Source organism: Cecembia rubra, from assembly GCF_003014575.1.
GTDB lineage: Bacteria > Bacteroidota > Bacteroidia > Cytophagales > Cyclobacteriaceae > Cecembia_A > Cecembia_A rubra.
This window is the reverse complement of the sequence record NZ_PYGF01000014.1, coordinates 32,638-44,804: the sequence shown is the minus strand read 5'-3', so window position 1 is coordinate 44,804 and position 12,167 is coordinate 32,638. Positions and strand designations below refer to the sequence as shown.

Below are 12,167 nucleotides of genomic sequence, written 5' to 3'. Positions count from 1 at the left end.
GGACGAAATGAGCATAAAATTTAGAATAATACTTTTAGCCTTACAGGTTTTAATACTTTCTTTCGCAACTTATCTAGTAACAGGACAATTTGCTGTTAATGAAGTATGGTATTTTTCAGGACTTCTTGCCATAGTGATAAATCCACTACTGTTAGAACCTTGGTACCCAAAATCCTATGACACACTAGCAAACAGTATAATTGCTATTCTACTGTGTTTTGTAGTTTCACCTAATGTGGCAATTGTAGGTTGGACATTCTTAAAAGTATTTTTGGCTATCCTTATAATTACCTCAATAATCCAACTAGTTTATAATGCCAAAAAAGAGAAAGAAGATAATATTAGACTAAAAGCACTATTCCCATTGTTTAAGCTTGGGAAAGCCACTGTTATTTATTCGTTAGTGTTTTGGCTTTCTGTAATTGAATTATATCCAACGATAAATAATAACTTTTGGATTCTTGGCGGATGTTGGGCACTACTGACATTTACTCGATTTATAAACTGGGAAGAATATTTTTTAGATATTACTGATAAACCAACACCAGTTTCACCTATCGGAATTATAGGGCCATCAAACCTACTCGTAACTTCTAGAAGCCTGCAAAAAGTTGGAACAAAAGTAAAAGTTGTTTCAGGAAGTCTGGTTGAAAAAGGCATCATAGTAAAAAGAATTCACCGAACAGATGATGTCTGGGGACAAATACAGTTAGATAATGATTCAAAAATTGGTTTTTTAGTATCTAGGCAGCAACTGGTAATTCAACAAGATGAAGATTCTAGCGAAAGAGTTTTCTTAGGTAATGTTGACGAAGGCACAAATACATCATTACTCGTTTTTGATTCTTACTCAAGAATCAGAATTGGAGATACAATATACCTAATGAATGATGGCGAAGTTGTTTTTTACCAAATCATTCAGGCAGAAGTAATTAAACTAATAATCAAATCAGGGTCTCAGCTCGACAGACGCATAAAAGCAATTCAGATTGGGACTTACAAAGTCGATACACAATCACTCCATATTAACAAAATGCTTCCTTTGCTAAGCGAACCAATTTTCCTTGCAAATAATGACAAAGTATTGACTTCAAAACTAAAAGCACTAGAAAACAAATTCACAATCGGAAAGATAAAAAACTCAGAATTGCCAATTAATCTTGATTTATTAAAAATTATGGAATCTCATATGGCAATCTTGGGAATGACAGGGATGGGAAAGACTACTCTTTGCAATAAACTCATCCAAGAATTATCAAAAACTAGAAGAGTTACTGTGATGGATCAAAGTGGAGAATTTGTTTCAAAACTTGGATATGAGAAATACAAAGAAGGTGATGATACTCAAACAACAGGAGTTTCTGTATGCGAACCAAGTGGAAACCCAGCCGAGTCTGCTCTCAAATATTTGAATCACTTAATGGCTCTTGCAAAGAAAGAATATCAAGAAGGAACTCCAAAGCCAAGAGTATTAGTAATAGATGAAGCGCATCAGTTTATTCCCGAACCCGCAGGACTTGGATTCAACTCTCCAGGTCGTGAAGAATCAATGAAGTTCGGTTTAAATATGATGCAGGTTAGAAAATATGGGATTTCAATAATTTTTATCTCTCAAAGAACTGCGGTAGTTTCGAAAAGAGCTTTATCTCAATGCGAAAATCTAATTGCTTTCAAAAGCGTTGACCAAACAGGGCTTGACTACTTAGAAGGTATTTTAGGTTACGGAAGTAAAGAACTATTACCAACATTATCACGTGGAGAAGCATTAGTATATGGACCAGCAATTGATATCGAAAAATCATTAGTAATAGAAACAATAAAATAACTGTGCATAACAGGCATTTGGCTCAATGGCGGGTGAAGTGGTTAATTGAACATTCTACCTCGCATCAGCTTTTGTGGTGTATTGACAGTTTTGTGCTCCGAAATCCGCCACTGCGCCAAGTGCCAAAACGTTAGGGCACATGCTAGAAAGACAGCACTCGAAATGAAGAACATAATATTCATAGGAGGTATTCACGGAGTTGGCAAGGGAACACTTTGCAGAAAAGTTTGCAATGACCTTAATCTACGACATTTAAGTGCAAGTGAAGTATTGAAGTGGGAAGAAATCAGCGAGAAGGAAAACAAATTGGTGAAAGATTTTACACTTACTCAAAATCGGCTAATCACCAACCTTCAACAGATTGTTACAGAAAATGAAAGATATGTTCTTGATGGTCACTATTGTTTATTGAATAAGGACAATGTTCCTGAAAAAATTGACTTTGATACATTCAGAGCATTAAATCCCTTTGCATTCATTATTGTTGTAGATGACGTTCAAGAAATTAAAAAACGACTAGAGAACCGTGACAATAGAGAATATGATTTTGATTTGCTTTTAAAATTCCAGGAACTCGAACTTGAGTACTCAATAGAATTGGCAGAACAGCTTAACAAGCCACATTTGACCCTTAAATCTGAGGAAACCAATAACTTCAAAACATTTTTATACGATGAGAATTTTACTCGACACTAACATTATTATACATCGTGAAGCCAGTAGGATTTACAATCAAGATATTGGTTTGCTTTTTAATTGGATAGATAAGCTTCATTATGAAAAGTGTGTACACCCTTTAACCATTGAAGAAATTGGGTCTTATCAGGATGAGGAAGTTGTAAATACCATGCGTGTTAAAATTGGGAACTATAACCAACTTAAGACAGATTCACCCGAAACAGAGAAGATATCCATTCTTAGAGAGGCTGATAAGTCCCGAAATGACTTTATTGATACAAGCCTTCTAAAAGAGGTTCTAAATAGTAGAGTCGACTTTTTAATCACCGAGGATAAGGGCATTCATAGGAAGGCAAAATTCTTAGGCATTGCCGACAAAATTTATAAGATTGACGCTTTCATCGACAAATGCACTTCTGAAAATCCTGACTTAAAAGATTATAAAGTGCTTTCTGTCAAGAAAGAGTACTTCGGAAATATCAATTTAAAAGATGAATTTTTCCAATCGTTTTTGGAAGATTATGGCGAATTTGAGACTTGGTTTAATAAGAAAGCCGACAATATTTCTTATGTGTGTATTACTGATGGTAATGTAAAAGCTTTCTTGTATCTGAAGATTGAAAACGCAGGAAGCGAGAGTTATGCAGAGATTAAGCCGGCATTCGAACAAAAAAAGAGATTAAAAATTGGCACTTTCAAAGTAACTTCCACCGGATATAAATTAGGTGAACGGTTTTTGAAAATCATTTTTGACAATGCGATTGCTAATATGGTTGATGAAATCTATGTTACTATATTTGATAAAAGAGATGAACAAAGAAGATTGATTGCCCTATTGGAAGAATGGGGATTCAAGTATTGGGGGGAGAAAGAAACAAAGAATGGAAGTGAAAGAGTCTTTGTGAGGGATTTTACAAAGAAAGTCCTCGAAAATCCAAGAGAGTGTTTTCCTTTTATAAAAAGAAGTTCACGAGTTTTTTTAAATCCGATTTGGCCTGATTATCATACAGAACTGTTTCCAGACTCATATTTAAATAATGAATCTCCTTTGGATTATGTCGAAAATGCACCCCATAGAAATGCACTAAAGAAGGTTTATATTTCTCGTTCATTCTATAAAGACTTGGTTCGTGGGGATATTATACTATTCTACAGAACAGGTGGATATCATGAAAGTGTTATATCTACCATTGGAGTTGTAGAGAGTGTAATAACGAATATTGCCAGTGAAACTGAATTCATAAGACTATGCCGAAAACGAAGTATATTTAAAGATGATGAGTTAAGCCATTGGTGGAATTTCAGAAAGCACAACCGACCTTTCATTGTTAACTTTCTTTACATAGACTCCTTCCCAAAACCGAAGGTTAATTTAAAAAGACTCATAGAGATTGGGTTAATAAAATCAATAAATGACGCACCACGTGGATTTGTACAAATTGGAAATGATAAATTTGAAGAATTTTTAAAAGAAGCTAGAGCAAATGAAAATTATATTGTCGATTAAACCAGAGTTTGCAAACAAGATCTTTGAAGGAGATAAAAAATTCGAATTCAGAAGAAGCATCTTTAAAAATAAAAATGTTTCGAAAGTTATTGTTTATGCATCTTCTCCGATAAGTAAAGTTATTGGAGAGTTTGAAATTGGGGAAATTCTCTTCAAAGACCTAAATACACTTTGGAACGAGACTAAGGAGTACTCAGGAATTACGGAAGACTATTTTTACGACTATTTTGTCGGCAAGGAAAATGGATTTGCCCTTGAAGTTAAAAGAGTCAAGAGATATAAAAAGGAACTTTGCATAAAGGAATCTTTCGGAAAAGTACCGCCACAATCCTTTGCATACTATGAAGAAAGCACGATGCCCTAACATCACCTATACGCAAGCAGGGGTTTCGTACTTCGTAGGACAGGAAAGTGGTAAATTTAAAGTTTAGTTCTTTGTAGAGAGTTCAATGCTAAAAATCCCCAACTGCGTTTAGCTGCAAACCGTGTGTGACTTGTATAAGTCCTTCATGGTCGAATGCTTTGAAATGGATGGAGGACTATTGGGTGACTAATAGAGAGGCCCTCTGATGGCAGTTTACCGATGCAGCTATCAAACTACAATTCGGCTTCGCTCATTGTGGCACCTTACGCTGCATATTAGGGAAACCAATATGTGCTGAGCGGTAAGGAAAACGGGACCTTTGATCCCTTTAGGAGAGTACTGATGGAGCTGATCCTCCGAGGCGGAGAAGATTTATGGATAAAAAACTAGACCACCGTTAAATGATCCATTTAGTATTTTATCTTTAAGTGGATATTGGTATGAACAGTCCGCCGCGGCGGATGAGAGTCTAACGCACAGCCTGATCCGACCTGCGGGAGTACTGTGGGAAGGTGAGGATAAAATTCCATTGCTTGATCTGATTAGCTATGATTTTAAAAAGACGACCATAACAAAATGAAGATAGCTATATTGACACTTGGAACTCGTGGAGACGTTCAACCCTATGCGGTCTTGGGACAAGCTCTCAAACAACGTGGACATCAAGTAACTTTTTCAACCGCAAAAAACTTTGAGCAACTTATAAAATCTTATGACATTGACTTCGCCCCAATAGATGCAGACTTTCAAGAACTCTTAAACTCGGACGAAGGGAAAAAGATGATGAAAGGAAATCCACTTGCTGTTAAGAGAAATCTAAACACGTGGGTTTATCCTTTAATTACAAACTCGTTGACACAGTTTTACAAATTAGCAAAAGAAAGCGACATCATCCTTTATCACGTAAAGACATTGGCGGACAGTTTTGCCGACCAATTTCCGGACAAAATGATTAGAGCTAATGTTTTGCCAATCGTTGAGCCTACAAGTGAATTTGCAAATCCTGCATTTAGTGGCTTGTCAATACCAAGTTTTCTGAACAAAATGACTTACAAAATTTCCAATCTGAGTATTAAAATTTTATCAAAGCCAATCGGACAATTTAGAGCAAAGTTTGATTTACCAACTAAGTTTACAACTCCGACTGTAAGAAATATTTACGGAATAAGTTCTCATTTTTTGCCAGTTCCACAAGATTATCTAACAAATTCAAAATTCACAGGGTTTTGGTTTGGGACTTCATCAACAGAATTTTCAGCGGACCTTAAAGACTTTATCAATGCAGGCGAACCGCCATTGTTATTGACTTTTGGGAGTATGCCATTTAAAAGCAAATTTGATTTACAAACAGCTATCATTAAACTAACAGAGCAATTTGATACAAGAATAATTGTAGTCAAAGGTTGGGGACTTGACCAAACTGAACGACTTGAAAATAATCCCAAGATTAAGGTAATTGCTTCGGCACCTTACGAAAAACTATTTCCATTGACAAAAGCAATTATTCATCACGGTGGCATAGGGACAACAGCAGAATGTTTAAGAGCAGGAAAACCATTTCTAATTTGCCCAATACTTTACCCTATTGGCGACCAGAAGTTTTGGGGACATTACGCTTACAAAAAAGGACTTGCAGTTAAACCGACACCCATCAGTAAAATGACAGAAAAAATATTTTTGCAAAGCACAAACGAACTTTTGACAAACGAACAACTTTATGACAATGCAAAACACATACAAAGTTTAATTAACAACGAAAACGGACTTGAAAAAGCAATTGACGAAATAGAAAAATCCATAGCTACCATATAAAGGCTAAACCGAAGTGTAGTTTTGCGTGATTTAGGAATTAAACTCTGTTTATTCCGAGCTATCGGGACTACGTAGGGTTGAGATGAGATTTAGCTATGGGGATTAAAAGTTTGGACTCATTTCTGATGGTTAAAAAAATCTAGTTTCTTAGAGGAGTTTTTGATAGCAGTTACTGACTGCTATTTTTTATTGGGGGTATCCTTTTTTTCTAAAGGTTGTTGTTTTTTGAAGATTTGTTTTTGATGAATCCAAAAATATGAAAAAGAGATCCAAGTCTGCCTGTATTAGGTAGGAATTACACAAATTCCATGAATTAACTAGGTTTCAATGTTATTTGGGATCTTGGCGGTTAAGATGGATTGCAAATCCCGATCAGCGGTGTGCGCTTATATCTAGCCGTCATGCTGAACGAAATGAAGCAACTCTATTAATAATGGAGAGTTGGTGGAGAATGAAGAATGAGAAAAGGCTGATTTGGGACTAGAGCATCCACGCCTGCCTGCCGCAGGCAGTACCAATTTAGTTCTTAATAAATTTTTCAGATACCAAAATTTTATAACCATCGGTTACTTGAACAATGTAAGTTCCTCTTATTAAAAAAGAAACATCCAATGCAATTGCTGAATCAATACTGTTTTCCTTTAATTCCTTCATGATTAGGCCATTCATCGAAATAATCTTTATTTCATAAAAATTATCTGATTTGGAATTAAGGAAGAATATAATCAACTGATTATTTGTAGGGTTCGGGCCAATTCTTAATGAAAATGCTTCTTTTTCATCAAGTACGTTTTTAATTAAAATTGATTCAACCCCTGAAATATATTCTATGCCAAATTTATCAGTGATTACAACTTTTATATTATAAGTACCTGGTTCGACACTTTCCCAAAGAAAATCAAAAGGTTCTGATTTAGATAAACCAATTGATTTCCCATTTGCAAAAAACTCAACCTTTTCTACAATTGTAGCTACGTTCTCATAATTAACTGTAAAGGAAATATCAGGGTTTTTATTTTCTGATTCGGATTCTAGGATATCATAATTTACTCTAACAGAGGGGATTCTGTTATTTACAATGTTTACTCCTAAGATATTACTTAGAAGAGTAGAATTATCCTCATAAACAATACGTGCTACTAAATTGAATTCTCCTTGAGGGATATTTTTCCAGATGAAAATATAAGGTGCAGTATTTACACGGCCGATTAATGTATTGCCCCTGTAATATTCAATAGTCCTTATAATTTTTGAACTTATAGGTATATGGACTTTTATTGGTAAGTCAAACCCAGCTGGTAATACTGAGTTTCTTTCAGGAGAAACTATTCTGAAAGTATTCTGTCCTTCAGCAATAACCCTGATTTGGATAGTTTCGGATTCATTTGTTTTATTAGGGTCTTTACCTATGGCTCTTGCTTTTAAGCTGTAAACGCCTGGGGCAACATTCTTCCAATCAAATGAAAAAGGTTTTGAATTGGAGCTTCCGATTAATTGGCTTCCATTATAATACTCAATTCTATCGATTGATTCATCACTACCATCAAATGCGACTGAAATTAGAATGTTTGATCCTTCTGCAAATTCCTGGTCATTTTCCGGGGTAACAAAGAAAATTTTTGGAAGTGTAATTTCATCATTAATTGTTATTGAAATTGCGCTCGATTTATTGGAATCTCCTTTGTTATCATAAGCTACTGCTGTAAGGAAAAAATTCCCTACATTCTGAGGAGTAAAGGAGGTAACAAATGGTGCCTGATCTGCTGTTCCTATAAGGTTGTTGCCCCAAAAAAAATCTACTTTGGTAACTTCACCATCTTCATCTGAAGCTACCGCTTCAATAAGTATCATTTTTCCTTTCTCAAAGCTATCCCCATTTGTGGGGTTTATTATTTGAACATTGGGGAGAATATTTGGCTTAACAATATTTACTCTGACAATTGACGATTCACCAACTATTCCTTTTTCATCAGTAGCCCTGGCCATTAATTCAAGTGGACCTTCTTGTAGATTTCCAATTGTAAAACTGTAAATAGATGGACTTCCGGATGAACTCAATGCTAAAACAGAGTTTCTAAATAGTTCAACCTTTTCAATTTTTCCATTGGGACTTGAAGCTTCAATATTAACAGTAATGTTACCTGTAGTAGAAAAAGTAGCATTAGGACAGGGATTTGTAATTTTTACCGAAGGGCTTAAAGTTTCTTGAGGGACTTCACCGTTTTTTTTTAATAGCAAAACAGAGTAAAATGAAGGGATTGAAACACTACTCCCTACTTCGGTACCATTTAAATCAACATAATTTCCTGGAAGATTGATGGATTTTGGAGAACTGTTCCTGTTGTAATCAAAAAATAGAAAATCGTCAATTTTTATTGCCTCAATTGTTACCTCTTCCAAGACCAAGTTGTCTAATTGATAAGATGTTCCATTTGCTCTAGATTCCAGAATCAACACAGCGTTATTCCTTGTCTCGGTAGCAGTGAATACAAATTCAATTTCCTGCCTTTGATTGGTTATGGATATTGACCTCTCGTTCGAGATTCGGGACCAGGGAGTTTGATTTTCTCTTATAAAAGCAATTAATGATGAACCATTATTTCCAATTATCGAAAATTTAAACCTATATGATTTTCCTTTTTCAATAGATCCAACATTAATCATCAATATACTTGGATTGGGTTTATCAACTCTCAGTGCCCTTCCATCAAGCGAAGAATTATCGATAATTGAGGCAATACATCCACCTGCACTTGACCAACAGCTTGAATTGTTTTGATTGGTACTGAAGTTTCCATTGTTAATTTTATTTTCTCCTTTTACATCTATTATTTTTGGTTCAGGAAGGGAAATGGGGCTTCTTTTTGAGTTTTTGTCAAAACCAAAATCGTTTTGCCAATCAGTAAGATCAAGAGATCTTCTGCCTTGGGGTATAGAAATTAAAAAATTGTTTTTTTCATTTATTGGTTTGCTATATACATTGTTATCAAATGTCCCAATTTGATTAATGTCATTAAGTCTTGATACAGCATACAGGTGAAGTTGGGTTTCACTTTTTTGCAAAAATGAGTTGCCGGTTACCGAGATGTTTCGAATGGGATCTCCCAGATTATCATGAGAGAATTTAAGTGAATAAGCAGTATTATAAATATTGTTTTTTGTAATGGTTATATTTCTAGCATTGTGAATAAAAATCCCTGAGCTGGCAATATTTGCAATCGTGTTTCCCGAAATTTCCACACCTGAGGCGTTGTCATCCATATAAATACCCTCGACATAAGGTGGATCATTTGGTCCATAAGGCCTTGTTCCTTCTCTTGCACCTATGCCATTGATGATAATATTATTTATTACCTTCCTGTTTGTGTAATTCGTATTTATTCTGCCTGTGTAGGTATAAATTCCAGCTCCATCATCTTTGACGTTATTGAAAGTATCAATATAATTATTTCTAACAATAGTGTTATTCCCGCTGAAATTAATTGGGATGTAGCCACAGTTTGTAAAATTGCTATTTTCTATCAGTCCATCACTTGCGGTTTCACTCATGTAAACCCCCATCCCATGAAGATCACCATTTTTTCCCATCCCAGGGAAATTGAATATGTTAATAAAGGAGCTATTGGAAATTTTTAACTTTGTATCATTCCATTGCTGAAAAACACCTCCATTGTGGACGTTTTGAATTACTGTTCTATCAATGGTCAAATTGTTTGAGCCTACACTCCTGATGGCTAAGTCCCCTATATTTTCTAAAACACAGTTTTCAAATACGATGTTAGCGGAATTTTGGATAGAAATTATATTCCTGTTGGCCCCAGAAAGATTCAAATTTCGAAAGGTGATATTGCTAATGTTGCTTTGTAAAGAAATTAAATCGGTTACTTGAGAAATTTCGACTTTATTGTTAGGAGAGCCTTTATCATAAAAAATCCTAAGCCTATTTTCTCCGACGTTATAAAACCATTCACCGTGTTGGTCAAGTGTTCCGGGGTGGTTTTGAATAAAAAATCCAAATCCAACAGCAGGATTGTAATTGCTTCCTGTAGTATTGTAAGTAATAGAGTTTCCTGAATGATTTGTAATCGGATGTCTATCGATAATCCAATTGTTTTTGCGTATGACAACTTCTCCACCATTCAAGTTTGTTGGGGAATTCAATTCACTACTTGAAACAGTTCCCTGATTAACGGAATTAATTGTTAAGTAACCTTTGTTGTTTGCATCAGGATTTGGAAATCTTCCCATCGCTCTGATAATGCCATCAATTATTACAACATTTAAGCTGCTCTGGGCTATCAGTAATCTCGTTTCAAATAAATTGGATCCTACGCTCACCCAGTCTGTGGGGCGCACGAGCCCTGTAATTAAGGGTTTGTTTCCACTTCCATAACTGCCAAAAACAATAGGAGCACCGCTTGTTCCTGATCTTGTTATCCTAATTTCACCATAAAAAACATCACCGCTTTTGAAAAGTACCTGATCTCCAGGTTGAAGCATTGGGAAAACTGAATTCAACTTTTCAATACTTTTCCAAGGGGTATTTGGGCTTTGGGCTTGGGCACTGGATCTGTTGTCATCTCCATCAGTAGTAGAAAAATGATATGTCGCTGCATCTACAATGCCAAAAAGTAGACTTGATATTGCTAAAGTCAATAAATATATCTTTTTTCTTTTTGATTTCATTATCAGGACATTGATTAAAGAACCTTTATAATCCCTAATTAAAAATTCATAATTCTTATTCAATTTTTTTTTCACCAATAAAATTGGAGACTTTTTATATCCCTATCATTTTTAATTTAACATTTACAGGTATTATTTTAAAATGGGATGGAAGATTTTTAGAAAAAAGTAAAAGAATTAAAAAAACAATAAAATTTTTACCATTTAAGCATGGTTTTACAACTTTAATGAATGATTTATAAATTGACATAGGGCTTTATATTAAGCATTGTAGTGAAATCCAATTGGTTATAAACTTAATAAATTAAAAAACAAAAAATATGCCAATGTCACATTTTTTTTTATTTTCATTTGAATTAAAGATAATGAAAATTTATCTTTTAGTTTAAAGCTGACTTTTTATCTATTTTTAAACATAATATTGTATTTCAAATAAAAAAAAATGCTGTATATGTTTGAATAAAAATTAATTAATTCTATTTTTGACCATCAGAAATTGAAAGTAAATCTATATGGTTATTACTTGTCAATATTTTATTAAATTTTAAACTGCCATTGTTATGGAAACCCTTTTATCAAATCCTTCCAACGTAATAGAAAAAGAAGTTGGTTCTGGAATTGTTTTCAAAAAGTATTCAGATAACCTTTTAAACAGCCCTGAAGTATTACTTAAAAGAGTCATGGATATTATCCTCTCAAGCATTTTCCTATTGTTTGTTGGAATATGGCTTTTTCCATTGATTGGACTCTTGATCAAGATTGATTCTAAAGGCCCTGTTTTTTACAGACAATTAAGAGATGGGCAATACAATAACAAATTTTTATGTCTAAAATTCAGGACGATGACCTTTGATCCCACAGCTAACTTTGAGCAAGCAAGAAAAGGGGATCCAAGAATTACTAAAATTGGAGCATTTCTTAGGAGGACAAGTATTGATGAACTGCCTCAGTTAGTTAATGTTTTAATTGGTGACATGTCAATAGTTGGTCCTAGGCCTCATGCAGTTGAAATGAATCAGGATTTTGAGAGGCGATATAGAAATTATAATTTTAGACATTTGGTAAAGCCAGGAATTACTGGGTTGGCTCAAGCCAAAGGATTTAGAGGTGAAATAAAAGTTGATTATGATATGAAATCTAGGTTGAAACTGGATTTATTCTACATAGAAAAATGGAGTGTAGGGTTTGATGTAATGATTATATTTTTTACTTTAAGAGATATAATTTTCAAGTCTGAGAACGCTTATTAATTTAGATTCGATAAAGGAAAAAGGCTGTCAAAGATTTATTGACAG

General features: G+C 34.4%; 7 protein-coding genes. 6 read left to right on the top strand and 1 reads right to left on the bottom strand.

Annotated elements, in window-relative coordinates:
* Positions 1 to 7 precede the first annotated feature (7 nt).
* The 5 genes from CLV48_RS18190 to CLV48_RS18170 all read left to right on the top strand — a co-directional run bounded on the left by CLV48_RS18190 (position 8) and on the right by CLV48_RS18170 (position 6,186).
* Positions 8 to 1,825 carry an ATP-binding protein gene (locus tag CLV48_RS18190; protein WP_106568724.1) on the top strand — a complete coding sequence of 606 codons (1,818 nt, stop codon included), beginning with the start codon at positions 8 to 10 and terminating at the stop codon, positions 1,823 to 1,825.
* 162 nt (positions 1,826 to 1,987) lie between these two features.
* A complete protein-coding gene (locus CLV48_RS18185) occupies positions 1,988 to 2,521 on the top strand; it encodes an ATP-binding protein (protein ID WP_106568723.1) in 534 nt (177 codons plus the stop codon).
* Positions 2,499 to 4,010, top strand: a complete 1,512-nt coding sequence (locus tag CLV48_RS18180; protein ID WP_106568722.1) for a PIN domain-containing protein — start codon at positions 2,499 to 2,501, stop codon at positions 4,008 to 4,010. The genes CLV48_RS18185 and CLV48_RS18180 overlap by 23 nt, the downstream gene beginning before the upstream one ends.
* Complete coding sequence (locus tag CLV48_RS18175) at positions 3,988 to 4,374, top strand: ASCH domain-containing protein (RefSeq protein WP_106568721.1); 387 nt, start codon at positions 3,988 to 3,990, stop codon at positions 4,372 to 4,374. The genes CLV48_RS18180 and CLV48_RS18175 overlap by 23 nt, the downstream gene beginning before the upstream one ends.
* Before the next feature lie 576 nt (positions 4,375 to 4,950).
* Positions 4,951 to 6,186, top strand: a complete 1,236-nt coding sequence (locus tag CLV48_RS18170; RefSeq protein ID WP_106568720.1) for a glycosyltransferase — start codon at positions 4,951 to 4,953, stop codon at positions 6,184 to 6,186.
* 519 nt (positions 6,187 to 6,705) lie between these two features.
* On the opposite strand, the gene CLV48_RS18165 is transcribed toward CLV48_RS18170, so the two are convergent.
* The gene (locus CLV48_RS18165; protein WP_106568719.1) at positions 6,706 to 10,947 is read right to left on the bottom strand and encodes an Ig-like domain-containing protein; all 4,242 of its coding nucleotides are present in this window, start codon (positions 10,945 to 10,947) and stop codon (positions 6,706 to 6,708) included.
* A gap of 485 nt (positions 10,948 to 11,432) precedes the next feature.
* Here CLV48_RS18165 and CLV48_RS18160 point away from each other — a divergent pair, with 485 nt between their 5' ends.
* Positions 11,433 to 12,122: a sugar transferase gene (locus CLV48_RS18160; RefSeq protein WP_106568718.1), complete on the top strand. Its 690-nt coding sequence runs from the start codon at positions 11,433 to 11,435 to the stop codon at positions 12,120 to 12,122.
* The last annotated feature ends 45 nt before the right edge of the window (positions 12,123 to 12,167 follow it).

Bases quoted from the DNA above. Each gene is read 5' to 3' on its own strand.
- CLV48_RS18190 (WP_106568724.1), top strand. From the start codon at position 8: ATGAGCATAAAATTTAGAATAATACTTTTAGCCTTACAGGTTTTAATA.
- CLV48_RS18185 (WP_106568723.1), top strand. From the start codon at position 1,988: ATGAAGAACATAATATTCATAGGAGGTATTCACGGAGTTGGCAAGGGA.
- CLV48_RS18180 (WP_106568722.1), top strand. From the start codon at position 2,499: ATGAGAATTTTACTCGACACTAACATTATTATACATCGTGAAGCCAGT.
- CLV48_RS18175 (WP_106568721.1), top strand. From the start codon at position 3,988: ATGAAAATTATATTGTCGATTAAACCAGAGTTTGCAAACAAGATCTTT.
- CLV48_RS18170 (WP_106568720.1), top strand. From the start codon at position 4,951: ATGAAGATAGCTATATTGACACTTGGAACTCGTGGAGACGTTCAACCC.
- CLV48_RS18160 (WP_106568718.1), top strand. From the start codon at position 11,433: ATGGAAACCCTTTTATCAAATCCTTCCAACGTAATAGAAAAAGAAGTT.